This window comes from Enterococcus sp. AZ149 (genome assembly GCF_051714285.1).
GTDB lineage: Bacteria > Bacillota > Bacilli > Lactobacillales > Enterococcaceae > Enterococcus_D > Enterococcus_D entomosocium.
In genome coordinates this window covers 2,524,396-2,549,651 of sequence record NZ_JBIORO010000001.1, presented here as the reverse complement: position 1 = coordinate 2,549,651, position 25,256 = coordinate 2,524,396, and the positions used below count along the sequence as shown (strand labels likewise).

Below are 25,256 nucleotides of genomic sequence, written 5' to 3'. Positions count from 1 at the left end.
TTGTGGATTGACCTTTTGAATAGCTAACTTAAATCTATTTCAAAAGTCTAGGCAATCGTGATTTCAAGGGATGAGTGTCCTCTTTTTTCCAATTTCTTATTAAAATCAGGGTATAGCGGTAGGCTATGCCCTTTTTTTTGTGCTTGCGTTTTCCTAGACGGGAAGGACAGACTGATGGAACAATTAAGTGTAAAAATAAACAATCTAATCAAAAATTATGGGGCCAAAGAAGTACTGAACATTGAAGAACTGAGTGCCTATCAAACGGATCGTATCGGGATCGTGGGCGCAAACGGGCAAGGCAAGTCTACCTTGCTAAAATTGATTGCGGGAGTGATCGATCCTGATTCAGGAACGATCCAAAGAGAAAATTCGTTTCACTATTTCCCACAAATCGCTGAGGTGACTGAAAAGACGGAGGCCCTTGACTGGGCGCTGTTTGGTCGTTTTTCGATCCCAACAAATGAATTGGCGACACTAAGCGGCGGGGAGGAGACCAAATACCGGTTGGCACAAACGTTATCTTCCTATCAGTTAGGACTTTTGCTCGATGAGCCAACGACCCATTTAGACCAGCAAGGAATTCAAGTCTTGATTGAGGAATTGCAGTATTATTATGGTACCCTGATCGTGGTCAGTCATGATCGGTATCTATTGAATCAGCTGGCAACGAAAATCTGGGAAGTCGATCAAGGCAAAGTCACCGAGTATTCTGGCAATTATGACAGTTACCGACAGCAAAAAGAGCAAGCGGCACAGCGTGTTGCCTGGGAGGCTACGCAGTATCAGCAACAAAAACAGCAGTTGACCCAAGCAATCCAAAAGAAAAAAGAACAAGCGATCAAGAGCAGTCGTATTTCTGAAAAAAAGCGGCAGCAGAACATCCGACCAGACCGTTTGTCGTCATCAAAACAAAAAGACACGGTGCAAAAATCATTGCAAAAAACAGTCAAAGCCATGGAAAGCCGCTTGGATCAGTTGGAAGAAGTGAAGGGTGTTGCCCGGCAGCAGGTGATTCGTTTTCCAGTAGTCCCTGCAGTGGAGCTGCATAATAAACGACCGATTCGTGGGGAGCAAGTAACCATTCAAAGAGGGGCGAAACGTTTGCTAGACAGCAGCAGTTTCCAGTTTGCTGCCGGGAAGAAAATCGCTATCGTGGGTCCGAACGGTTCGGGGAAGTCGACTTTACTAAAAGAAATCATCGCAGGTGGAGAGGGAATCTATGTATCACCGAAAATCGTCTTTGCGGTCTACGAGCAAATGGGCTATCGAAAAAACAGCACCACACCGCTTTTGACGGAATTGATGGCTCAAACAGACTATCAGGAACCACTGGTCCGCAGTATTTTACACAATCTGGGATTTAGCCAGATTGACGTGATGAAGCCAGTCAATGTGCTAAGCGGCGGGGAAGCGACACGGGTCGAGCTCGCACGCATCTTTACTCAATCTGCCAATGTCTTGATACTTGATGAACCGACGAACTTTATTGATCTACCGACAATCACCGTCTTGGAACAATTGATTCGCAGCTATCGAGGCATCGTTTTGTTCACATCTCACGATCAAGCGTTTATCGATGCCGTCGCGGATGATGTGTATCAAATCGATCATGGAAAATTAACATTGGTTTCCAGTAACTAGCAGCATTGTCGCTTTTATACCTGTATAGAGAAAAACAGCGCGGGAAAGGAAGCGACCGCCCAACGTTCGATCAACAATCGGCCGTTGAGCGGTCACTACAAAACCCGCGCTGTTTTTTTTTGCAATCATCGGTATCGCCTCGCTGTTGCTACATCGCTTAATAAATCTTTTTCGTAAAGTATTTTAAGATCAGGGGAGAGATCAAGGTACTCAACAAGACAACGATCACCAAAGGGGAATACAATGCGGATGAGATCAATTGGTTTTGTTGACCAATCTGCAAAATGATCAATGCCATTTCACCTCGGGAAATCATTCCAGCTCCCACCATCCAAGCACTGTTGTTTGAGAATTTCGCGATTTTCGCCCCGACATAGCCACCGACCAATTTGGTCATGATCGCGACCACGGTAAAGGCAAGAATAAAGAATAATTGCTCATTTAAGCGGGAAAAATCAACTTCTAAGCCAACGCTGACAAAGAACACCGGAATGAAGACGGCGTAACCTAATGCTTCGACACTGTGTTCCACTTCCTCACGAACCTTCGTTTGACTGACAGCGATCCCTGCGAAGAAGGCACCAATGACCGAGCTTAACCCAACGAGGTCAGCAAGATACGCCATTCCTAAGCAGATGATCAGTGACATGATGATCACCGCGGAATTTGCAAATAGCTTTTCTGCAAGTGCCAATAAGAACGGAGCAATCCATTTCACTAATAGAAAAATCAACACAAAATAAATCAATTCTACCAATAAGGTGACCGGCAGTGGTGTTGCTTGGCTGCTTTCGCCGCCTAAAAAGGAAAGGCTAAGACTCAAAACCAACACGACCAAAATATCATCCACGACGGAAGCACCAAGAATCGTCGACCCTTCTTTCGTATTCACCACATTCAACTCTTTCAATACTTCGACAGAAATACTGACTGAGGTGGCAGCTAATACGATCCCGAAAAAGAACGCTTCTGTGGGACTGCTTTGAAAACCGACCCCCGTGGCATACCCGAAGAGCATAGGGAACACGATCCCCAAAAGGGCAACGAGCATCCCTGGACGAAAATAGCGTTTCAATAAAGAAATATCACTTTCCAATCCCGCTAAAAACATCAGCAAAATAACACCAATCTCTGAAAAATCATGAACCAGAATATCTGGATGGACCCAATTGAGTCCTGCGCCTCCTAATAAAACCCCCGCTAACAACTGCCCGATAACAGCAGGAACGCCCATCCGTCTCGCCAGATGCGAGAAGAGGGTCGTCGTGATTAGGATCAAACACAAAATCCCGACAAAATGCATAAAACCTCATCCTTCTTTCCTATAACATACTCCCCTTTAGTATAGCATTCTCTCTTGAATTGAGCCTGTATCAAGCCTTTTTTTATTAAAAGAGTTTCATTAAACCACACGTTTTTTGAGATAAGGAGGAAGCGAAGGCAATCAGAGTTTTTCTGTGCACTCGTCGAAATAAAAAAACATTATTTTCACTTTACTTGTATCAAATTATTGTTTGAGCCAACGGGCGAGCTGCTGAAACACCATTTGGACTTGCGGCTCCTCGACGTTTTTCAAAAAGTCGTGGGGCAAATCATAGACAGGGACAAATTTGCTTTTAGGCACTTTCTTCAAGCCTTTGCTGTAACGAAAAGGAACTTCCTCATCGGTACTGCTGGCACTGCTGAAAATTGGAGGAAATTGAGCAAGCAGCTCAGGATCAATGGCATAGTCAGAAAGAGCTTCAGCTGTTAGACCATAGATCGTGGTGAGTTCTTGCTGTTGAACCCAATAAACATAAGGCAAATAGCGCTGAAACTGCGGATCATCCCAAACGATCTCGGTTTGATCCAAAGAAGGGACTTGCTCTTTGCTTAAGAGCGGCTGCTGCAAGACTCGTTTGTTTTCAATAAAAGAAAGATCGGTATACCCATAAAAATTGACTAGTTTTTCAGGCAATCTCTGTTGTTCCTTCAGTAATTGCTGGGTCAGCGCCAGCATCAAATAACCGCCAGCTGAGCGTCCGCAGAAACAAAACGAATTATCTTTAAGCACAGTTGCTTGCAATTCTTGAAAGTTCTGCCAGTTCAGCGCCAAAATCTCCGCTAACGAGGAATTGGGCGCCAGTAAATAATCGACTGTGAGGACGCTGTATTGCTGCTCTTGAAATAGTGCGATCAGTGATGCGGGAATGTCTTGACGGGTTCCATAAACAAAACCGCCGCCGTGAAAGTAAATCACGTATTTCTCCGAAGCAGGATAAAGGGACACCGAAGCACCGGTGGTCAATTGCCATTCTTTTTTCATTTTGCTTGACTCCTTTTCTGAAGCTCTAATAAATAGGTGCCGATCTCGTAATTGACTAATTGGATCGGACTTGTCAGATCGATCTCTAGTAGCTGTTCGATTTTGCTTAGCCGATAACGAATCGTTTTGGCATGAAGAAACAAGGTTTCAGCCGTATTTTTGTAATTGCGATTCGTGATAAAAAAGGTATACAGCGTTTTGAACAGCTCTTCATTTTCTTCCGAGAGTTGATACAGCTTCGGGGGAATGCTTTGCTGCAGCTTTTCCAGTTGGTTCTCCTTGATAAAGGAACTAAAGATACCTAAGTCGCTATAGGCAATGATCGGCGCCAAATAAAACTGCCGATTGAAGCGGATCGCATCCAAACACTCTGGCAGGATCTCTTTGATCTGTTCCTTGCGCAAGACTTCGCTGACCACCAAGCAGCCATGTTCATCGGCTAACAGGGCATCATCAAAATGTGTCTGCAGCATCTGTTTCGTCACCTGATGGGCGATCGATTGGAAATTATAGAGGATCACCAAATAATTGTGGTGTTCAAAAAAGACGTGGGGTGTTTTCAACGCTCGTAGCTTGTGCAAAACGACGGACTTACGCTCCTTATCTTTAAAGCTGTTGGAAGCAAAGGCAATGCCTTGGTAGAAATCGTAGCGATCCAGTTGCGCTTCTTCTAACAAAAGATCCAGCTCAGCCAAATTACTAGGAGTGTTTTGTAAGATCGCATCGGCAAGATTGTTCATGCGATTGTAGCGTTCTTTCTTCAACAAATACGCCATTTGGAGGCGTTCATAAATGACGTCGATCACATTTTCAATGATCATGACTTTTGCCTCAGGGATCTGCGAATCTTTCTGATAAACGATCAAGGTACACAGATCATTGTAAGGATTGATGATCTCTACTTTGATGGCAGTCACATATTGATTGTTCTCATGAGAAAATAATTCCAAATATTCGTAGTGGTTCTTGGTAAACTCGATGGTTTTCATGGGTTCTTGTTTGGTCACCACGAAATTCTTAAAGGATTGACCGACGGACACATACACATCTAAATGGGGGATGCGCAACGAACAAGGCTTTTCGATCAATTGATAGAACTCCTGCATGATCTGATCGAAAGAAGAGTGGTTGCGCTCAACTTTCATGAAGCGCTGGCGAACTTCGTAATAGGTACGCAGCAGCTGGGTTTGGTGATTTAGCAATGGTTCGTAAACCGCTAGCATGATGGCTTCATAGCTGACTTCTTGCTGCACTTTGATCAAAGGGATCTGATAAGCAAAGCTAAGCTCGATCACCCAATCTGGGATCATAGGGATCAAGCGATCCACTTTGATCACTAAACCGCTGACACCGATTTGCTGCATTTTTTCAAAAAAAACACGCAGTTCCTCAGGCGATTGGTCTTTGAAGGCATAAAAAGAAGTCAAAATCAATTGATGGGCTTTGCTCCATTTTTCGATATCCATCGCTTCCAACACCATAACGGAACCAACGGAATTTGTTAAACCAATGGAGCCAGTCAGGACTTTACTTTTTTCAAAAAGCGGCAGTTCAACCAATTCTTTTAATTTCATAAAATGCTCCTTTTTTCTCTTTTGGATAAAAAGTATAGCATTTTTTTAGAACTTTATCCAATGAAAACGCAAACAAGGCTCGTTAGAATGAGAGTATAAGAAAAGGAGGAGAACAAATGCTGCACACAGTAATCTTAAAGAATAACTACCAAGATTCCATTAACTTAATGCTGCTGACGAATACGATCAATGATCTAGGCGATGTCGAAATGAGTCAAATCATGATGGGGACGGATGCAAACAAAGACATATTAAATAACACTGGATTGCTTTCTAAAGAGGCAGAAGGTGCTTCACCCAACGATATGATGATCGTGGTCGATAGCCAAAACGAACAGATCATGGATCAAGTAATGCCAGCGATCGATTCATTTTTAGCTGATCTTTCAGCAAAAGATCAAGGCAAAGAAACGCCAGCGGCGGCTTCATGGCAAGAAGCCTTGAGCGCAATGCCAGATGCCAATGTTGCATTATTTAGTATTCCTGGGGAATATGGCGCAGCCGAGATGGAAAAAGCGCTAAAAAATGACTTGCATGTTTTCTCGTTTACGGACAATGTCGCTATCGAAGATGAAGTGCGTTTGAAAAAGCTGGCTCATGAAAAAGGCTTATTGATGATGGGGCCTGACTGTGGGACTGGTATTATTTCTAGCATTCCGATTGCCTTCACGAATGTCGTGGCACCAGGAAACATCGGCGTCGTTGGTGCCTCTGGTACAGGGATTCAAGAAGTGACGACGATCATTGACCGATTAGGCGGTGGTGTCGTTCATGCCATCGGGACCGGCGGACGTGACTTAAGCGACAAAGTTGGGGCGATCACTGTCAAAGATGCCATCGTTGCTTTAGAAAATCATGAACCGACAGATGTGATTTGCGTGATCTCGAAACCACCTGCAAAAGAAGTGCGGGATGAAGTCGTTCAATTGCTGCAAAGTATCAGCAAACCAGTGGTAGCGATTTTCTTAGGAGAAAAACCAGAAGCCCATGAAGGAAAAGTCTATTTGGCACATACGCTGGAAGAAACAGCGCGCATCGCTGTTGATCTTGCCAATGAAGAACCCGTCAAAGCGAACTATTTTGAACGCGTGGCAACCCCAGATGTGCCCAAACTCGCTGAAGACAAAGTGGTCAAAGGTCTTTATTCTGGCGGTACATTAGCTGCCGAAGCAGGAATGCTGATCTCCGAAGCCTTGAATCTAGAAGGCCTTGTAAAACAAGAAGGCTATATCTTGCATTCCCACGGCTATGATGTGATCGACCTTGGTGATGATATCTATACCCAAGGCAAACCGCACCCAATGATCGATCCTGAAGTGCGCATCAAAAAAATCGAAGACTATGCGCAAGATGAGCAAACCGGGGTCATTTTATTTGATGTGGTGTTAGGTTACGGCGCACATGCAGATATGGTAGGTGCACTGTTACCAGCCATCGAAGCTGCACAGCAAACAGCCCAAGCAGCTGATCGCGCGCTATACTTTGTTGCTACCGTCTGCGGAACTGAAAAAGATCCGCAAAACTATCAAGAAGCAGTCAACCGTTTGAAAGCAGCTGGCGTCTATGTGGCACCAAGCAATGCTCAAGCAGTGCAATTAGCCCTCGCTTTAAAAGGGGCGACTCTTTCTGAAGCAGACAAAACAGTCAATGACTATACTGGTAGCAAAGTTGAGGTGCCGACAGTTAGCGAGAAAGTGATGGAGCTGTTGACCACCAAACCACGGATCATCAATGTTGGATTGCAAAGCTTCAATGAATCGATCCTGCAATATGGCGGGAAAACAGAACAATTTAACTGGCGTCCTCGTGCCAACGGCAACAAGAAAATGATCCGTATTTTAGACGCGTTAGAAGAATTTGACGAAAAAATCGCAGCTGAAAATCAAGCAGTGACGGATAAAATCAAAAATGCCCAACCATTCTTGATTGATGTCGTTCCAGCTAAATCAGTGATCGCTGAATTAAACGAAAGCCAGAAAACCTTGCTGCATGCAGGACCGCCGATCCAATGGTCGGAAATGACGGGACCGATGCAAGGGTCTTGTATCGGCGCTGCCTTGTTTGAACGCTGGGCGAAAGATGAAGACGAAGCCCGCCGCTTACTCGAAAGTGGGGAAGTCCGCTTTATGCCATGTCACCATGTCCAGGCAGTTGGACCAATGGGGGGAATCACTTCTGGGAATATGCCTGTCTTTGTGGTTGAAAACCGCCTTGTCGGCAACAAAGCCTACTGTATTTTGAACGAAGGGATCGGTAAAGTCTTACGATTTGGTGCCTATTCACAAGAAGTCATCGATCGTTTGGATTGGATCAAAGACGTCTTAGGACCAACCATTGCCAAGGCATTACAATTAACAGAAGAAGGCATCAACTTGAATGTATTGATTGCCCGGTCGATCACAATGGGGGATGAATTCCATCAGCGAAATATTGCAGCATCATTGAACTTTTTGAAAGAGATCGCGCCGTTGATCATCCAAACAGAAATCGATGAAAAGCAAAAATATGAAGTGATCAAGTTCTTAGCAGATACCGATCAGTTCTTCTTGAATATCATGATGGCAACCGGCAAAGCCATCGTTGACGGTGCCCGTGTCGATGCCAAAGGAACGATCGTGACCACCATGACGAGAAACGGTGTTAACTTTGGGGTTCGTGTCGCTCAAACAGAAGACCAATGGCATACTGCACCAGTCAATACGCCGAAAGGTTTGTACTTTACTGGGTTTACCGAAGCAGATGGCAATCCTGATATTGGGGACAGTGCCATTACTGAAACCGTCGGCGTCGGAGCAATGGCGATGGTAGCCGCACCAGGGGTAACACGCTTTGTCGGCGCTGGGGGCTTTGAGGATGCGCTGGAAACTTCCAACGAAATGGCAAAAATCTGTTTCGGTCATAATCCGACCTTCTCGATCCCAACATGGGACTTCCAAGGGACTTGTTTGGGGATCGACATCCGCAAAGTCGTTGAAACAGGCATCACCCCAATCATTAATACTGGGATCGCCCATAAAGAAGCAGGTGTCGGTCAAGTCGGCGCAGGCACGGTGCGTGCACCGTTAGGCTGTTTTGAAAATGCCTTGACGGCTTATGCGAAGGATCTGGGGATCGATGTTGACTGAGAAAATTAAAATCAGTGATTATCTAGACCCACTGCAACGATTCGGTCGTACCGGTCGGGTGCATAGCGTGTTTGATCGTTCATTCAATGTGATGATCGGGCAGCAGCTGGTCAATATCAACAACTATCGCAACTATTTGACTGGCTTCGGGGTCTTTTTACCCGATGCATTGTTTGAACAAGTCTTGCCTTTGATCGAAGTCGGCAATCGCGTGCAAGTCCGAGAGCATGGTCTGACCTTTTACAGCACAAAAGGAACATTTTCTCTTTCATTAGAGGAGAAAGAATTGGTTTCGCTGCAGGTGAAGGAGTTATCCTTCACCTCTGCGGAATTGCAGCTTTTGAAAGAAATACTGCTTCAGCAAGAACTAGAAACCAAGATTGGGTTGCCAGAAGATGAGAAAACCCAAGCAGTGTTTGCGGCATTGCGGCAACCTGTCTCAGATTGGGAACCAATCATTGACCACCTGATTGGCCGCGGCAAAGGATTGACACCTAGCGGCGATGATCTTCTCGTTGCCTATCAAGCGATGCTCTATGCCTTGCAACAGCCAGAAGCCGACGCGTTAGCACAAGCATTGGCAAAACCGCTGTCTACGACGGATGTCAGCCTTGCTTATATTCAAAGTGCCAGTCAAGGGTATGTCAATTCGGTAATGCTGCAATTATTCCAAGACGTAAAAAGTAAAAACCCGCAGGTGCTGGAAAACGATGTGCAGCAGCTGATGTCCATCGGTCATTCGTCAGGCAAAGATCTTAGCTTTGGGTTGTTGTTAGCGTTGGAGTCATTGTCACTTGAGGAGAAAGAATAGAAAAGGGGAGAAATCATGGAAATCAGTAACCAGAAAGATGCGGTCAAAGTAAGCAATTCTTACTGGAAAAAAGTCGTTGCTATTTTCTTTGTCGGCTGGATTTTAATGTACGCCACACGGACGATCTTCAATCCAATCATGGGTGTGATCGGTGAAGAATTCAATTTAAGTAACACACAACTAGGACTTGCCAATAGTATTTTCTTTTTGACTTATGCCGTTGCGCAAATTCCTTTTGGGATCATCGGCGACAAAATCGGTCGTAAATTGGTGATCGCTCTAGGCTTTGTTTTATTGGCGGTGACTACGTACTTCAGTGGGCTAGCCACAAGCTTTGTTTTGTTTTTAGTGATTCGTGCCATTGCAGGGATTGGTCAAGGTGCCTATTACGGTCCGCAATACGCATTGTCTACCGAAGCGATTCCCGACAACAAACGAACCGTCGGAAATGCCATTATCAACAGTGGGATGGCGTTTGGAACGTCTGGTGGGTACTTGCTTTCTAGTAAATTGGTCTTGGATAACGGGGGCCATTGGAGCCAACCCTTCTTCCTAATGGCAATTCCGACCTTGATCGTCGGTGTCTTGTTCTATTTTGTTTTGAAAGAAAAAGTGATTCGTCCAGAAGATGAAGGACAAGAAATAAAAGAAGAAGGGCCGAAAGAAAAGATTTCCTTGAAGCAGATTTTTTCAAACCGCAATCTCGTGGCAGCCTTTGTTCTATGCTTTACCAGCATTTATGCAAACTTTGTGATCATTACTTGGCTGCCGCAATTCTTGATTGCCGAGCGTGGCTTTGAAGGGGCGAGTGTCGGCTTTATTGCTTCCTTAGTCCCATGGGCATCAATTCCAGGTGCGTTGATTTTTGCTCGATTGAATGATAAAACAGGCGCAACGAAAAAATTAGTCTATTTATTGGTCCCATTGGCGACCCTTTCCGTATTTGCCATTGCCTTTGTAACGGATCGTACCTTATTGATCACTGTTTTGATTTTGTACGGATTGACTGGCAAGCTGGCGCTTGATCCAATCGTCGTGACCTTTGTGACGAAAAACGCACCAAAAGGCGCCTTAGGAACGACTTTGAGTGCCTATAACTTTATCGGGATGTCGGGGTCGATCTTAGCACCTTATGTTACTGGCTTTTTAGCCGATTCTTTAGGATCGATGCAGGTCGGGTTTTACCTGTCTTGTCTATTACTGCTGATCGGATTAGGTGTTTTTGCCGTATTAGCAAAGGAAAATCAGAAGGAGAGCATAAAATGAGTTTGAATGTGATCGCGTTAGGCGGCAATGCTATTTTAGATAAAGACCCTAGTGATGAAGGACAAAAAGCAGTTGTTGCGCAAGCAGCACGTTATATTGCCGATTTTGTCGAAAAAGGGGAAAAAGTCATTGTTTGTCACGGCAATGGACCACAAGTCGGCAATTTACTGTTGCAGCAAAAAGCAGGGGAAAGTGAAAAAAATCCCCAATTGAAATTAGACAGCTGCGTGGCAATGACCCAAGGAAGTATCGGTTATTGGCTGCAAAATGCCTTGATCAATGAGTTTGCCACACGACAAGCACATCCATCGGTGATCTCATTAGTCACCCAAGTTCGTGTCGATCCAGCAGATCCATCCTTTGAGAAACCTTCCAAACCAGTCGGACCTTTTTATAGTGAAGAGGAAGCCAATGCTGCGATGGCAGCCAATGGCGGGGTATATCAAGAAGATGCTGGGCGTGGTTACCGGAAAGTGGTTCCATCCCCGAAACCGCAAGAAATCGTTGAAAAAGAAGCCATCAAAACATTGGTCGATGCTGGTGTGATCACGATTTGCGCCGGTGGTGGTGGCGTACCTGTCGTTCGCAACGACAATGGGTTTACTGGCGTGGAAGCCGTCAACGACAAGGACTTTACCGCTAGTGTCTTAGCAAAAGACGTGCAGGCCGATCGCCTGATCATTTTGACTGGTGTCGACAATATCTACATCAATTACAACCAGCCGAATCAGCAAGCCTTAGGGGAAATCAGTGTGGCACAAGCCAAGGGCTACATCGAGGAAGGCCATTTTGCAGCGGGCAGTATGTTGCCAAAAATAGAAGCTGCGATTGATTTTGTTGAAGAAGATGCAGCCAGAACCGCGATTATTACCTCAATCGAAAAGTTAGCTGAACTGGATCAGCATACAGGAACCATACTTCGAAAATAAAGAGGGGATCAAAGTGAAAGCAAAAAAACTACCGATGGTGACGCAGATCGTTATTGCCGTTCTTCTAGGGATTCTTTGCGGTTTGTTCTTTGGGCAAGCCGCTTCGTTCCTAAAAATTTTGGGCGATCTTTTCTTGCGTCTGATACAAATGGCGATCCCATTATTGATCGTTGGCCAAATCATTCAAGCAGTTGGGGGGATTGCCCCGAAAGAACTCACTCGTTTGGGTGGAAAAACGATCGCTGTCTTTGGGATTTCCTCCTTATTCGCTGCTGCATGGGGCGTGCTGATGGCGCTCTTCTTTGCTCCAGGCAAAGGGATCGACTTTTCACAAGCTGCCGGCGAACCTCTGCAAGCACAAGAAATTTCTATATCAGAGACAGTGATCAACTTTATTCCCACGAATATTTTCGATGCGTTGAGTAAAGGGTCAATTATTCAAATCATCGTTTTTGGGTTATTTTTTGGTGTTGCCCTCAATCGCTTTATGCAAAAGAAACCTGAGTCAGCTCTTTATGGGTTGATCGTGGATCTGAATGAGGTCGTCATTGCCATCATTCGTTACGTGATGATCGTGGCACCAATCGGTATTTTTGCTTTGATCGCTTCAACGATCAGCTCCCTGGGCTTGCAGATCATTTTGCCATTAGGCAGCTATTTGCTTGTCTACGGTCTAGCCACCGTCACGTTCCTTGGGCTGTGGCTAGTCTTGTTGACCGTGTATTGTCGGATCAATCCGTTACGATTGATCAAAAATATGAAAAATATGTCGGTCATGGCATTGGCGACAACCTCCTCTGCCATCACGCTGCCGATCGCTATGGAAGAATCCCAGAATAAATTAGGACTCAGTAGCCGCATCACCAATTTGGTATTGCCGTTAGGGATGTCTTTGAACAGCAATGGGTCAGCGATGCATATGGCGATTACAGTCATGACGATCGCCCAAATGTATCAAATCAACTTTGACGGGATCCAAATGGTGACGGTAGCTGTAACTGCGACTTTCGTTTCTTTAGCCAATGCAGTTGTTCCCGGAGCGGGGTTAGTTTCCTTGGCAATCATTGTTCCCCAGCTCGGTTTACCAATCGAAAGCATTGCGCTATTTGCTGGTGTCGAATGGTTTGTTGGCATGCTGCGGACGATCTTGAACGTGAACTCAGACGTCTATTCAGCGCTGCTGATCGCTAAGTCAGCCGATGAACTGGATTATCGCGTGTTTAATCAATAAGAGAAGCCGTTGCCAAGCGTGCTTCTCTTTTTCTAAGGAGGAGAAAAGATGGAAGAAATGAGCAGACGTTCTCTGCTGGAATTAGAAGCATTGATGAAAAAGAAACTATTGGCTGCTGGTTTGCCAGAAGCCGCTGCCAGTGAAACAGCGGCGCATTTGACCTTTGCGGATGCTTGCGGGATCCATTCTCATGGTGCCGTGCGGATGGACTACTATGCCGAGCGTTTAGTAAAAGGTGGCATCACGCTGGAACCAAACATGTCTTTTGAAAAAACAGGCGCCGCTACCGGAATTTTCCACGGAGATAACGGCATGGGGCATTATGTGTGCAATGAAGCGATGGCGATCGCCATTCATCTGGCAAAAGAAGCCGGGATCGCTGCAGTAGGAATCGAGCAGACCAGCCATAGCGGGACGATGGCGTATTACGTCAAACAGGCTGCTGAAGCCGACTTAGTAGCGATCGCCATGTGTCAATCGGATCCGATGGCGGTGCCTTTTGGTGGGACCGAAAACTATTTTGGCACCAATCCAATCGCGTTTGCTGCACCACGAGCCAATCATCCACCGGTGGTTTTTGATATGGCGACGACGGTTCAAGCGTGGGGCAAAATTTTGGATGCTCGCTCGAAGAAGCAGCAGATCCCCGATACTTGGGCAGTAGACGAGCATGGCTTGCCTACCACCGATCCCTATGCTGTCCAAGGATTATTGCCAATCGCTGGTGCTAAAGGATATGGCTTGATGATGATGGTGGATATTTTAGCTGGCTCGATGCTAGGCTTGGCTTTTGGTAAACAGGTCACCTCCATGTATGCGGACTTGACGGAAAAACGCCGCTTAGGACAATTCCTTCTTGTGATCGATCCATCTCGTTTTACCAACACCGAAACCTTCAAGCAAAGCATCGATCAGATGGTGACTGAGCTGCATGCAATCCCGCCAGTAGAAGGGCAATCACAAGTCTACTATCCTGGAGAGATCAGCCAAATACACTTTGAAAAAGCCCAGCAAGAAGGGGTCATGATCCCCAAAGCGATCATCGACTACCTCGAAAGCGAAACCCTCCATTTTGATCGCTATGGTAGTCAAGATTCCTTTGCTAAATAAAAATCCGCAAAAGGCAGTTGGTTCATAGGGGGATTGAACCAATTGTTTTTTGCTGTCTGGAGCAAAGAGAAGTTTTCAGTCAGAAAATCGCACATTATTGGCAGGATCAGATGAATTCTTTGAGTTGGTTCATTTTGTTCAAAGCATTTCTTAAGCCATTCGACCTTTGATTGCTTGTTTTTTGGAATGTGGTAGAATAGGTCGCATAAGTTAAGATCACTCAAGAAATGAGAGAAAAGCGAGGATGCAACGTGGCAATGAATAAAGTGGTTCTTACTGGGAAAATCGCAGAGATGCCTAGTAAAGAAGCGTTTGATGCGGCGGACGATCAAAGCGTACGTTTTGATCTTGTCATTGTGTCTCAATGGCAAAACAGTGAAGAAGTGCACCATGAATGGTTTGCTTGCGTCATTCATGGAAAGCAGGCAGAGACCTTTTTACGGTATACTCAAAAAGGGGCAAGTATCAAAATCAATGGACACTTGCAAGGCTGTCCTTATGAAACACCAGAAGGTCAGAGACTTTGTGCGGCAGAAGTGGTGGTGGATAGCTTCCAAATCATAGAGTTGGCAGAAGAACCAGCGGCGCCTTTTCCTAAAAAGCGGCCATCGACACTTGATGAAACGACGCAAACAAAGTCGATCCGTAATGAAAAAGATCCCCTAAAAACACAGATGCTGGAGTTTTTAAAAGACAATCGATTATTTTAATGACGAAACATGCGGAAAGCAACGGCTTCTCGCATGTTTTTTTACGTAGAGAAAGCATTGGCAAAATTCAACTATATCTGACTAGCGGTGTTCTTTATTGCTTATCAAAGAGGGGGTTAAATAGAATGGTGATTGTAATAAATGATCGCGAAAGTGAAAATAGTGTTTCACAAAAAGTGCGGATTGGTTTAGAATAGTTGAAACATATCTTGAGAAAAAGTGCGGCGCTTGCCTTGTTCAACTGCTAGATACCGCTTTTTTCTGAAAAAATCGTTAATCAGGGAGGGATGTCGATGGGCAAACCAATTATAGGGATCGCTGCGAATGAAGTGCAAGATGCTGGCGATGTGCTGCATCATTTGCCGATCGCCTACACACCATTAGGGTATGTGCGAGCGATCCAGCAAGCGGGCGGACTGCCATTGCTCGTGCCAATCAGTGAGCCAGCTGCAGCCAAGGACTATGTTTCACAGATCGATAAACTGGTATTAGCTGGTGGACAAGATGTTTCACCCAAGTTTTATGGGCAGGAGGCCCATCAGGCAACTGGAAGCGGCTTGTTGGCACGGGATGAGTTTGAACTAGCGCTGATCGATGAAGCGCTGCTGCAAAAGAAACCAATTTTTGCGGTTTGTCGGGGAATGCAGCTGGTCAACGTGGCATTCGGTGGCACGCTGCAGCAAGACATCAGTACCTTCAGTGAGATCATTCATATGCAGGCGCCGATTCCGAAAGAAGTGCCGACCCATGCCATCGTGACGGCTGAAAAAAGCATGTTGGCTCGTGTTTACGGTCAAAAAACAAAGGTTAATTCCTTTCATCATCAAGCGGTGGATCGATTGGCTCGTCCATTGCAAAAGACAGCTTGGAGTCCTGATGGCATCATTGAAGGCATTGAACACGTGGGTCAGCGCTTGTTGGCGGTTCAATGGCATCCTGATTTTGCCTATGATGCGCTTATACAAGAACAAGCGGTTTTCAAGTATGTCGTTGACGTATTGTAAGAAAGAGGATCACGCAAGGAGGAGAAAAATGAAAAAGAGAATGATGGGTATCACTGCTTTCACAGTATTGGTTTTAAGTGCCTGCAGTACCACGAGCCCCACGACGGATTCTGGACAGCAAGAGGAGCAAGGAGCCGTTGCGCAAGAAATTCAAGTGTCAACCGCTGGCGCCTTATCAACCCTTGATAGCGGACAATACACGGATGTCAATAGTTCCGATATGATCGGACAAGTGGCAGAAGGGTTATACCGTCTGGATCAAGAGGGGGATCCTGAGCTTGCGATGGCCGCTGAAGAGCCTACGGTATCAGAAGACGGACTGGTTTATACCTTCACCATTCGTGATGCAAAATGGAGCAATGGCGATCCTGTTACTGCGGATGATTTTGTCTACGCCTTTCAATATGTTGCTAATCCAGAGAATGGTTCTAGTAGCAGTAATCAAATGGATGTGTTGAAAAATGGCAGTCAAGTGCGTCAAGGGGACGCTGAGGTGAGTGAGTTAGGTGCAAAAGCATTGGACCAGCAGACGTTAGAGCTGACATTGGCAAGTCCAATCTCGTATCTGGATCAAATTTTGGTCGGGACACCTTTTATGCCAAAAAACCAAGCGTTTGCTGAAGAAAAAGGTGCCGATTATGGGTTATCAGCGGAAAATTTTGTCGGCAATGGCCCATTCTTGATCGAAGGGTGGAACGGGACCAACGAATCATGGACGTTAACGAAAAATCCTGATTATTGGGATGCTGAGAATGTCCAATTGACCAAGATCGACGTGCAAGTAGTGAAGGAAACGGCGACTGGTGTCAGCCTTTTTGAAACAGGAGAACTGGACTACACCACCTTAACGGATACTTACGCGCAGCAATACCAAAACTCAGCTCAAGCCAACTATGTGCCAAAGGCGCTGGTGGGGTATTTAAGTGCCAACCAAAAACGAGAAGTCACAGGCAATGTCAAAGTACGTCAAGCAATTTTACAAGCCATCGACAAAGAGGCATTTGCCGAAAATATCTTAGGTGATGGGTCCACTGCATTGAACGGCTTTGTGCCAAGCAACTTTGCCAAAGATCCTGAAACAGACCAAGATTTTCGTGAAGAAAATGGCGATTTACTGCCGTACGATTTAACAGCCGCACAAGAGCTTTGGGCACAAGCCAAAGAAGAGTTGGGACAAGAGGAAATCACTTTGGAACTGTTGTCAGCAGATACAGCAGCAGCCAAGAAAACCATCGAGTTTGTCCAAGGGCAGTTAGAAACCAATTTGCCGGGATTAACCATCGATGCCAAGTCGATTCCTTTACAAAACCGTTTGGACTTGCAATCCCAAGGTGAATTTGATCTCGTTTTTGGGACTTGGACACCAGATTACGCGGACCCGATCAACTTCTTAGAATTTTATGATTCAACAGGTGGCTTGAATACGTCTGGGTATGCTAGTGAAAGTTACGATCAAGGGTTAGCAGAAGCACGGACGACTTTAGCAAACGACCCAGCTGCCCGTTGGGACTTATTGAAAGAACTGGAAAAACAATTGATCGTTGAAGATACAGCCGTTTTGCCGTTATATCAAGGGGCGGTGGCGTATTTGAAAACAGATCGTTTGCAAGGGGTGCAAGTGTTTCCTTTTGGACGAACAGTATCCTATCGCCTAGCATCTGTCACAGAATAAACAGGTAGTAAGAAAACAGAGGAACTTTTTTTCAACCAAGTGTGCTGATCAAACAGCGTTTGTTGAAGAGAAGGGCATCTGTTTTTTTATTTTAGCCAAAATCGTTGCAACTCTTGGGGTAAAACAGGAATTCGTTTTCAAAAAAAGGTTGTTAAAAAGGGCTGTTTTCACATCTGTGTTTTTAGAAAAGTCAATCTTTTTTAAAGAAAATTAATAAAAGTTGTTGCATTCTCAGAAACTTATCTGTAAAGTGTTAGGTGTAGTCAGCAAAATAAAAAGAGAAGGAGGGATTACGATGCAAAAAGTATTTGATAAAAAAACAACCAAATTGAATAAAGTGAATCCCTCATTCGGTAACCATTAGTGTACAGATAATGTCTATAATAACGACGTTTATGCTCTGTCCTTTTTCCGAAGGGACAGAGCTTTTTTGTGTACTTTTTTAGAATGTGAGGGATAAAACATGAAGTATGTATTAAAACAATTAACAACGTATTTTAAAGAACATAAGGTGCGCTATACCTTCGTATTCGTCTTTATGGTGATTGCTAGTGCGATGTATGTCGCACCAATCTATATCTTGCGCTTATTCATTGATGCGCTGATCCAAGATAATTTTGATTATTCGATACTGGTCCAATACGTGACCCTCTTTGCTGGAGCTATCTTGTTAGGATATCTGGCCGAATTTGTTTGGACGTTTAATTTATTTATTGGTTCCTACGATTTGCAAAAACAATTGCGGGAACAATTGATGAGCCACTTTCTTAAAATGGGGGCGCCGTTTTACCATCGTTTCCGAACAGGCGATTTAATGACTCGTTCCAGTGACGATGTCCAAGTGATGGGGATGACCGTTGGGTATGGACTGATGGTTTTCTTAAATACTAGTTTGTATCTAAGTTTTATCGTGGCGATGATGGCTGGGACGGTTTCTTGGCTATTGACGTTGATTGCCTTGATCCCAATGCCGCTTTTAGCCTATTACATTTTCAAATGGGGCTCGCAAGTCGATAAGGCGTTTACGGAAGCGCAGAATTCTGTTTCTGAGATGAACAGTGAAGTGTTGGAGATCATTGATGGCATTCGGGTCGTCCGAGCTTATGGACTAGAAGGAGCCACCACTGAACAGTTTCAAAAGAAAACACTGGAAACAAGAGCAAAAAACAATATCGTTTCTGAGATCGATTCCCGTTTCGGGCCGCTGATTACCATCATCTTAGCGATCAGTTTTGTGATGAGCTTTGGTGTTGGGGCGTTTCTTGTTGCCAACCAAACGATCACCATCGGTGCGATGGTCTCTTTCCAAGTGTACTTGACAATGGTCGTTTGGCCGATGATCTCAGCAGGAGATCTTGTGAATGTGATGCAACAAGGTGCCGCATCCTGGCGTCGGATCAATGAAGTGCTGCAGACGGGTGATGAATTAGAAACTCCTGGTGAAGCCGACCTGCAAGCCATCAATACGATCCGTTTTGAAGCATACCATTTCCAATACCCACAAGCAGCTCGTTATGTGTTAGAAGGACTGGATTTGACGATCACTCGTGGAGAAGTCTTAGGGATCGTTGGGAAGACCGGTAGCGGAAAAACGACGCTGCTAAGACAATTCGGTCACCGCTATCCATACTCTGATCAAGTACCCTTGATTAACGAGCAGCCGTTGACGACCTATCAAACAACAGCAGTGCGCAACCACTTTGCAGAAGTGCCGCAAGAACATACCTTGTTTTCACGAACAATTCGCGAGAACTTGCTATTCGGACAGCCAGATGCTTCAGAAGAAGTGTTGTGGGAAGCACTGGAAGCCGCTTGCTTTAGTGAAGACATCAAGCGGATGCCAGAAGGGCTCGAAACGGTCGTCGGTGAGAAAGGCGTTTCCCTGTCTGGTGGACAAAAACAACGCTTGTCCTTAGCACGGGCGTTTTTACGAAACAGTGAAGTCCTCTTACTGGATGATGCCCTTTCGGCAGTTGATGCCAAAACGGAACAAGCCATCATCACGAATTTGAAAACGATGAAGCAGGCACCGACCTCCATCATCGTGACCCATCGATTGTCCGCCATCACCGAAGCGGATCAAATCATCGTCTTAGAAGACGGACGGATCACACAGCGTGGTACCCATCAGGAGTTGATCGAAACGCCAGGCTGGTACCAAGAACAGTATTACCATCAACAGTTAAAGGAGGACGATACAAGTGTTCTCAACGATTAAGCGTTTGCTCACGTATTTGAGCTATTATAAAAAACAATTTACCGTGGGCGCAATCTTGCTGTTGTTGGCAGCAGCGCTCGAACTGACTTCACCACTGATTGCCAAACAGCTGATCGACCGAGTGATGACACCGGCGGTTGACAGCAGAAACCTAAACACGATGCTTTTGATCCAATTACTCGCTGGGTATTTGCTGGTCAATTTGATTGGTTCTCTCTTTCGTTATATCAGCTTGCTGCAATTGCGAAAAATGTCCAACAGTATTGTCAAAAAAATGCGGGATCAGCTTTTTGACCATATGCACAAATTACCGGTTTCTTACTTTGACCAGATCCCAGCTGGTAAAGTCGTCGCACGGATTACGAATGACACCGAAGTTTTGCGGTCTAATTTCTACGTGATCGTGATCAGTAATTTGTTAAGCAACATTATCCAAATCATTGGTGCGTTTATTGCATTATTTCTTTTGAATCGCACCTTAGGAGCAGCGATGCTGATCCTGATCCCGATTTTAGGAATCTGGCAGCATTTTTACACAAAATATGCCTCTCGTTACAATTTAGCAATGCGGGAATACATCTCACAAATCAGTGGGCAGTTAAATGAATTTGTCCAAGGAATGGCGATCATCCAAGCCTTCCAACGAGAAAATCAGTTGCAGAAAGAATTTAATGAGACAGTAGAGAAATGGTTCAAAACCGGACGTAAATACCTCTTACTCGATTCAAGTATCGCTTGGGGATTAGGCAATTTGTTGCGAAATTCAACGATCTTGATTTTGATCACGACCTTGGCTGCCTTTTTCCTTGATGGCCGCTTGGCGATCTCAGCAGGCTTGCTGTATGCCTTTATTGATTACATCAACCGCCTGTATGATCCCATCGAAGGGCTTGTCCAAACCATCACCAATGTGCAGCAATCATTGGCAGCCGGACAGCGGGTCTTTGAGTTTGCTGATCAGCCGGTTGAAAAACAACAAAGTGAGCAGCTGACTGTCACGAATGGCGATGTTTCTTTCCAACAAGTGACCTTTGGCTACGATCCTGAGCAAGCAATCTTGCACGATATCAACTTTGACGTTGCAGCAGGAGAGACCATTGCTCTAGTCGGTCATACTGGTTCTGGAAAATCGAGTATTTTGAACCTGTTGTTCCGTTTTTATGATCCGCAGCACGGAAAAATCGTTGTGGATGGACAAGTGATCGCTGATTTTGATCGTCATAGTTTAAGAGATTCAATGGCGATCGTCATGCAAGATCCCTATCTATTTACTGGAACGATCGCCAGCAACATCGGAATGAACGATCCAACGATCACCGAAGCGATGATTATCGATGCCTTGAAACAAGTCGGCGCTGACTACCTTTTGAGCCGCTACGAAAAAGGCATCCATCATCCAGTCGTTGAAAAAGGCAATGAGTTTTCTAGTGGAGAACGCCAGCTGATCAGTTTTGCCCGTGCATTGGTGTTTGATCCGAAAATCTTGATTCTGGATGAAGCGACGAGCCATGTGGACACTGAAACAGAATCCATCATTCAAAAGGCGATGACCATCTTGCAAAAAGGACGGACGACCTTTATGATCGCTCACCGTTTGTCAACGATCAAACAAGCAGATCAAATCTTGGTCTTGGATCAAGGGAAGATCGTGGAACGGGGAACCCATTCGAGTCTTGTCCAAGGGCAAGGAATCTATCAGCAAATGTATCAAATGCAGGCAGAGCAGCTGTAATCAGCGGTGATTGCCGACAATGTTAACCGTAAAAGAAAATCCTTGAGCCTCCTGCATGGGAAGTGGCTCAAGGATTTTTTATATAATGCGAAGGAGCAGCCAATCATCTATGGGGAGTTGGAAGAGGAGGCCTTCGCTTATATATCAATAGGAAAAGCTGTAAGATGATGCCGTAATTTTGCTAAGAAACGCTCGCCGATCACTGATAACGGGCGATCGTTCTTTTTAATGAGGATGATCTCACCCTCGGACGCGTCGATCAAAGGAAGAAAAGCCAAGTCTTGGCGTTCTGGTTGGGCAACGATCCCCGAGCCGGTTCCATAAAGATCCGTCTGTTGTAATAGCTGGACCATCGTGCCTCGATCGCTGACATGCACCACTTGAGTGCTTTGAGCGAAGTCGATCAAATCTTCTGAGAAGAACGAATAGCGTTCATCTTCTTGCAAAAAGCGTACTTGTGGATAAGGGGCGAGATCTCTTAAGGAAAGCTGCCTTTTTTCTGTCAAGGGATGAGCTGCTCGCAAAAAGACATGGGGGCGAAACCGTCCCAACGCCTCGAAGGACAATTGGGCGCCTTGCAGCAGTCGTTCCAATCCTGCTTGGTTTTGCTCATTCAAATAAAGGATCCCAAATTCACTTCGATATTGTTGCACGTCCGTGATCACCTTTAAGGTCGTGGTTTCTAATAAGCGAAACTGGCGGCAGTCGGGAAATTCCTGCAGCAGCTCACTGAAAATTCCAGCCGTGAAATCATAGTGCTGGCTTGCGATAGCGAAGGTTTGACTCGCTGCTTGCTTGCTGGAAAAACGCGTTTGCAGCTGCGCCACTTGACTCAAGATTGGCTGGGCATGGTCTAGAAATTCCGAGCCTTCGGCAGTCAAGCGGGCGCCTTGATTCGTACGCTCGAAAAGCTGGACCTCCAATTCTGTTTCCAACTCTTTCACGGCTTGGGAAAGACTTGGCTGCGAAAGATACAGCCGTTTGGCTGCTTCACGAAAACTTCCATGGTCAGCGATCGCTTGCACGATGCGCATTTGTTGAATATTCAATTTTTGACCTCCTTTACAAAGATTCAGACGGGGAATGGTCCACTAATCAATAGTAGTCATGTCTTTTCCTTCTATAGTAATAGAAGCTTCTTTAAAAAATACGACGACAGTTGCTGCCTATTGCTACTTGTGAAGCGGTCATTCCAATTCTTCAGGAATAAACCAATAACCCGTTTGATTTTCTTCTGCCAGCAGTTCTTTAAAGGCTTCAGAATGATAAGCTGCCACCACTGCCTGTGCCCAGTCACTATCTTTGTTGGCTTTTTTTACCGTTGCCACCAGTTCATACTCTTGCAAAATGTCTTCACTTAATAAGCTTTCCTCTGCAGCGATTTCAGCACTGTAAACGATGCTGCCGGGAATCACCGCATAGTCTAAATCTGCTAAGCTGCGGGGGATTTGCGCAGAATCCATCTCAACGATATCAAAGTCATAAGGATTGTCAGTAATGGTTCTTAACGTCGCGTCAATGGGCGCCACTTCCGGGTCAAGTTCGATCCAGCCGGCTTTTTGCAGCAGCAACAGGGCCCGGGCACTATTTGACGGATCATTGGGGATCCCGATGGTATCGTTTGCTTCAATCGCTGCTAAATTGTCCTTTCTGCCAGGATACAAGCCGGCTGGAACGGTAGGAATCGGTGTGATACCGACCAAATCGGCACCCGTGTTTTCATTAAAGTTCTCTAAATAGGCGGTATGCTGATCCACGTTTAAGTCGATTTCGCCATCGTTCAGTGCAATGTCTGCTTCCAATACCCCAGTAAAGCCAATATCGGTCACGGTATAGCCTGCTTCTTCTAAAATTGGTTTGATTCCTTGAAGAAACAGCTCGCTGTAAGGCCCTGGTGTCGTACCAACTCTGATTTCTGTCTGCTGCTCTTCGGCATTTCCGGTCACTTCTTCTTGATTGCCACAACCGGCAAATAAAACTAAGGACAATAAACCAAAGCCCACACCCAATCGAATCTTTCGTTTCATAACTTTTCCTCCTTTTTTATAAAAAAAGCCTTCCCAAAGAATAGTCTTTGGGAAGGACGATCATTTCGCGGTACCACCTTCGTTTGTTTTTTGCTGAAACAAAAAACCTCAGTCAGTTCATCAAATAAACTGCATTGCGCTATCGGGCTTTCTCCGTCGGGGATTGTTCGTCCACGAATGCTCAAAGGTCATTTTCGGATCGTCTTCCTTACTCGTTTCCACCAGTTCCGAGTTCTCTTGAAAGAAAGGGGGGATCGTACTCTTCTTCTCACTGCATGTGTATGAAATTAGTAGTATCTTAGAACAAGATGAGAAAGTTGTCAATTGCTTTCGTGATAGGTGATTCCAATCACTACGCAGGTAGTAGGGGAACAAATGGACAAGGGTAAGAATAGACCTAAAAAGCAGGAAAAGCAGATGAATGGTCGAAATCGCTTGGTTGGGTTAGAATCGAAACACAAAACAAAAAAAGAGGCGAGCAAATGAAATTAGTTTTGATTGGACATACCGGCACACTTGGGCAGCTTTTAGTTGAAGGCTTTCAGCAGCTACCAGAGGTGGAGCTGATCACGGCTAGCCGTAGCAGCGGCGATCATCAAGTCGAAATTGCGGATGCAGACAGTGTCAGCCAGCTATTTGCAGCCACTGGGAAAGTGGATGCCATTGTTTCCGCTGCGGGAAGCACAGTGTTTAAACCCTTTGAGGAATTGACGCCAGCAGATATTCAACAGTCGGTGGCTTCAAAGCTGCAAGGACAAGTCAACCTTGCGTTGATTGGCCAGCATTTTCTCAATGAAGGTGGCAGTATCACGCTGACTTCTGGAATTATCAAAGACGAATTTATCCCAATGGGCACGCCTTCAGCACTGGTCAACGGCGGTTTAGAAGCCTTCGTGGCATCGGCAGCTTTTGAGATCGGTCAGGGGATACGAATCAATGCAGTCAGTCCCAATGCGCTTGTGGGCTCTTGGGAAACCTTCGCCGATTCTTTCAAAGGCTTTATTCCCGTTGGTGACGCACCCGTTTTTGCAGCGTATCAAAAAGCAGTCTTTGGAATCATGACTGGCAAGACCTTCACCGTTTATTAAGAAAAAGCAGAAGTAGAAAAAAACCGCCAAATCAAAGCTGACTTGGCGGTTTTTGTTCTGCTGAAAAAGAAGTAGCAAGCAGTTAAGAAGAGAGCAATTGGGTTTTCAGCTTGGGCATTTCTGCTTTGAGTTGTTGGCGAGCAAAAGCCAAGTCATTGATCCAAGAAGCAATCGCTTCTTTTTCTAAGAACAGAGGCATTCGATCATGGACTGGTTCAACAGAATCGTTCGCGGCAGTCGTTAGAATGATTGATTCGGTTTCGATCTGATCCTCTTTTTGAAGGATGCGATAAAAACCAGCAGCATAAATCACGTGATCTTGCGAAAAGAGGAACTTTTCCTTTTCATGATTCCATTCATAGAAACCAGACATCGGAAAGACACAGCGATGCTCTTGGAAAGGCTGGCGAAAAGTCGGTTTCTCTTCAACGGTCTCAGAACGCGCATTGATCATCAAATGCCCTTTTTTAAAGCCGGTAAAGCCCCATCTTGTCACACCAGCTACAACTTGTTGTTGTTGATTTGCACCGATGGTTACGACGTGATTGGAGGGGAAAACATCATTGATAGCGACAGTCTGTTGGCGCTTGCGGGCTTTCGCCGCGGCTTCTTGATAATATTCTGACAATTCGCCAGTTGATGGATCAAATAAGTATCGGCCGCACATGGACAGGTCACTCCTTTTTTTGGATTGGCTGGTGCCTTTGTTTCAGTATAAAGACTCAAGGCGTCAAAACCAACTAACTTGCTTCACAGCGTGATTCGACAACGAAAGGATAGGGGCGGTTATGTAAAAAGTTAGTACCGCGA

At 45.3% G+C, this 25,256-nt stretch carries 19 protein-coding genes and 1 other annotated feature; of the genes, 13 read left to right on the top strand and 6 right to left on the bottom strand.

All coding sequences use genetic code 11. The features are described 5' to 3' along the window. The first annotated feature begins 174 nt into the window (after positions 1-174). Positions 175-1,644, top strand: coding sequence for a ribosomal protection-like ABC-F family protein (gene abc-f, locus IGI94_RS11765; protein ID WP_438899808.1), 1,470 nt, complete (start codon positions 175-177; stop codon positions 1,642-1,644). Between the two features lie 157 nt (positions 1,645-1,801). Here the strand turns inward: abc-f and IGI94_RS11760 are convergent, their stop codons facing one another. The 3 genes from IGI94_RS11760 to IGI94_RS11750 form a co-directional block, all read right to left on the bottom strand. Next, positions 1,802-2,947 (bottom strand): cation:proton antiporter, encoded by a 1,146-nt coding sequence (locus IGI94_RS11760; RefSeq protein ID WP_005234488.1) that lies wholly within the window; start codon positions 2,945-2,947, stop codon positions 1,802-1,804. A 204-nt stretch (positions 2,948-3,151) separates the two neighbouring features. After that, positions 3,152-3,949, bottom strand: a complete 798-nt coding sequence (locus IGI94_RS11755; RefSeq protein WP_429961450.1) for an alpha/beta hydrolase — start codon at positions 3,947-3,949, stop codon at positions 3,152-3,154. Further along, positions 3,946-5,523, bottom strand: coding sequence for a PucR family transcriptional regulator (locus IGI94_RS11750; RefSeq protein ID WP_438899807.1), 1,578 nt, complete (start codon positions 5,521-5,523; stop codon positions 3,946-3,948). Before IGI94_RS11750 ends, IGI94_RS11755 begins: the two co-directional genes overlap by 4 nt. A gap of 116 nt (positions 5,524-5,639) precedes the next feature. On the opposite strand from IGI94_RS11750, the gene fdrA reads away from it, so the two are divergent. From fdrA to IGI94_RS11695, 11 genes are all read left to right on the top strand, one after another. After that, on the top strand, positions 5,640-8,648 hold the full coding sequence (fdrA, locus tag IGI94_RS11745; protein WP_438899806.1) for an acyl-CoA synthetase FdrA: 3,009 nt from the start codon (positions 5,640-5,642) through the stop codon (positions 8,646-8,648). Then, positions 8,638-9,459 (top strand): DUF2877 domain-containing protein, encoded by an 822-nt coding sequence (locus IGI94_RS11740; RefSeq protein ID WP_420698286.1) that lies wholly within the window; start codon positions 8,638-8,640, stop codon positions 9,457-9,459. Before fdrA ends, IGI94_RS11740 begins: the two co-directional genes overlap by 11 nt. A 15-nt stretch (positions 9,460-9,474) precedes the next feature. After that, a complete protein-coding gene (locus IGI94_RS11735) occupies positions 9,475-10,725 on the top strand; it encodes an MFS transporter (RefSeq protein ID WP_005225376.1) in 1,251 nt (416 codons plus the stop codon). After that, a complete protein-coding gene (arcC, locus tag IGI94_RS11730) occupies positions 10,722-11,654 on the top strand; it encodes a carbamate kinase (RefSeq protein WP_008379201.1) in 933 nt (310 codons plus the stop codon). The genes IGI94_RS11735 and arcC overlap by 4 nt, the downstream gene beginning before the upstream one ends. A 13-nt stretch (positions 11,655-11,667) precedes the next feature. After that, a complete protein-coding gene (locus IGI94_RS11725) occupies positions 11,668-12,885 on the top strand; it encodes a dicarboxylate/amino acid:cation symporter (RefSeq protein WP_438899805.1) in 1,218 nt (405 codons plus the stop codon). 48 nt (positions 12,886-12,933) lie between these two features. Further along, complete coding sequence (gene allD, locus IGI94_RS11720) at positions 12,934-13,995, top strand: ureidoglycolate dehydrogenase (protein ID WP_086297667.1); 1,062 nt, start codon at positions 12,934-12,936, stop codon at positions 13,993-13,995. A 227-nt stretch (positions 13,996-14,222) separates the two neighbouring features. Beyond that, positions 14,223-14,705: a single-stranded DNA-binding protein gene (gene ssb / locus IGI94_RS11715; RefSeq protein ID WP_016613685.1), complete on the top strand. Its 483-nt coding sequence runs from the start codon at positions 14,223-14,225 to the stop codon at positions 14,703-14,705. Positions 14,706-14,998: 293 nt separating this feature from the next. Continuing rightward, entirely contained in the window at positions 14,999-15,709 is a 711-nt protein-coding gene (locus IGI94_RS11710) for a gamma-glutamyl-gamma-aminobutyrate hydrolase family protein (RefSeq protein WP_005234504.1), read from the top strand. A 28-nt stretch (positions 15,710-15,737) separates the two neighbouring features. Continuing rightward, a complete protein-coding gene (locus IGI94_RS11705) occupies positions 15,738-17,381 on the top strand; it encodes a peptide ABC transporter substrate-binding protein (RefSeq protein ID WP_430615520.1) in 1,644 nt (547 codons plus the stop codon). A gap of 463 nt (positions 17,382-17,844) precedes the next feature. After that, a complete protein-coding gene (locus IGI94_RS11700; RefSeq protein WP_438899804.1) occupies positions 17,845-19,599 on the top strand; it encodes an ABC transporter ATP-binding protein in 1,755 nt (584 codons plus the stop codon). After that, positions 19,583-21,331, top strand: a complete 1,749-nt coding sequence (locus tag IGI94_RS11695) for an ABC transporter ATP-binding protein (protein WP_016621448.1) — start codon at positions 19,583-19,585, stop codon at positions 21,329-21,331. Before IGI94_RS11700 ends, IGI94_RS11695 begins: the two co-directional genes overlap by 17 nt. A gap of 137 nt (positions 21,332-21,468) precedes the next feature. On the opposite strand, the gene IGI94_RS11690 is transcribed toward IGI94_RS11695, so the two are convergent. Further along, positions 21,469-22,380 (bottom strand): LysR family transcriptional regulator, encoded by a 912-nt coding sequence (locus tag IGI94_RS11690; protein WP_438899803.1) that lies wholly within the window; start codon positions 22,378-22,380, stop codon positions 21,469-21,471. Positions 22,381-22,518: 138 nt separating this feature from the next. After that, positions 22,519-23,358 carry a MetQ/NlpA family ABC transporter substrate-binding protein gene (locus IGI94_RS11685; RefSeq protein ID WP_438899802.1) on the bottom strand — a complete coding sequence of 280 codons (840 nt, stop codon included), beginning with the start codon at positions 23,356-23,358 and terminating at the stop codon, positions 22,519-22,521. 49 nt (positions 23,359-23,407) lie between these two features. Continuing rightward, positions 23,408-23,639, bottom strand: a binding site (T-box leader). 201 nt (positions 23,640-23,840) lie between these two features. Between IGI94_RS11685 and IGI94_RS11680 the strand changes: the two genes are divergently transcribed. Then, positions 23,841-24,446 (top strand): short chain dehydrogenase, encoded by a 606-nt coding sequence (locus tag IGI94_RS11680; protein WP_420658027.1) that lies wholly within the window; start codon positions 23,841-23,843, stop codon positions 24,444-24,446. A gap of 82 nt (positions 24,447-24,528) precedes the next feature. On the opposite strand, the gene IGI94_RS11675 is transcribed toward IGI94_RS11680, so the two are convergent. Further along, a complete protein-coding gene (locus IGI94_RS11675) occupies positions 24,529-25,113 on the bottom strand; it encodes an SOS response-associated peptidase (RefSeq protein ID WP_005234526.1) in 585 nt (194 codons plus the stop codon). Between the last annotated feature and the right edge of the window lie 143 nt (positions 25,114-25,256).

Excerpts from the sequence above, each read along its gene's own strand:
- IGI94_RS11740 (WP_420698286.1), top strand. The coding sequence starts at position 8,638 with ATGTTGACTGAGAAAATTAAAATCAGTGATTATCTAGACCCACTGCAA.
- ssb (WP_016613685.1), top strand. The coding sequence starts at position 14,223 with ATGAGAGAAAAGCGAGGATGCAACGTGGCAATGAATAAAGTGGTTCTT.
- fdrA (WP_438899806.1), top strand. The coding sequence starts at position 5,640 with ATGCTGCACACAGTAATCTTAAAGAATAACTACCAAGATTCCATTAAC.
- arcC (WP_008379201.1), top strand. The coding sequence starts at position 10,722 with ATGAGTTTGAATGTGATCGCGTTAGGCGGCAATGCTATTTTAGATAAA.
- IGI94_RS11755 (WP_429961450.1), bottom strand. The coding sequence starts at position 3,949 with ATGAAAAAAGAATGGCAATTGACCACCGGTGCTTCGGTGTCCCTTTAT.
- IGI94_RS11760 (WP_005234488.1), bottom strand. The coding sequence starts at position 2,947 with ATGCATTTTGTCGGGATTTTGTGTTTGATCCTAATCACGACGACCCTC.
- allD (WP_086297667.1), top strand. The coding sequence starts at position 12,934 with ATGGAAGAAATGAGCAGACGTTCTCTGCTGGAATTAGAAGCATTGATG.
- IGI94_RS11735 (WP_005225376.1), top strand. The coding sequence starts at position 9,475 with ATGGAAATCAGTAACCAGAAAGATGCGGTCAAAGTAAGCAATTCTTAC.
- IGI94_RS11700 (WP_438899804.1), top strand. The coding sequence starts at position 17,845 with ATGAAGTATGTATTAAAACAATTAACAACGTATTTTAAAGAACATAAG.
- IGI94_RS11705 (WP_430615520.1), top strand. The coding sequence starts at position 15,738 with ATGAAAAAGAGAATGATGGGTATCACTGCTTTCACAGTATTGGTTTTA.
- IGI94_RS11685 (WP_438899802.1), bottom strand. The coding sequence starts at position 23,358 with ATGAAACGAAAGATTCGATTGGGTGTGGGCTTTGGTTTATTGTCCTTA.
- IGI94_RS11710 (WP_005234504.1), top strand. The coding sequence starts at position 14,999 with ATGGGCAAACCAATTATAGGGATCGCTGCGAATGAAGTGCAAGATGCT.
- IGI94_RS11750 (WP_438899807.1), bottom strand. The coding sequence starts at position 5,523 with ATGAAATTAAAAGAATTGGTTGAACTGCCGCTTTTTGAAAAAAGTAAA.
- IGI94_RS11680 (WP_420658027.1), top strand. The coding sequence starts at position 23,841 with ATGAAATTAGTTTTGATTGGACATACCGGCACACTTGGGCAGCTTTTA.
- abc-f (WP_438899808.1), top strand. The coding sequence starts at position 175 with ATGGAACAATTAAGTGTAAAAATAAACAATCTAATCAAAAATTATGGG.
- IGI94_RS11675 (WP_005234526.1), bottom strand. The coding sequence starts at position 25,113 with ATGTGCGGCCGATACTTATTTGATCCATCAACTGGCGAATTGTCAGAA.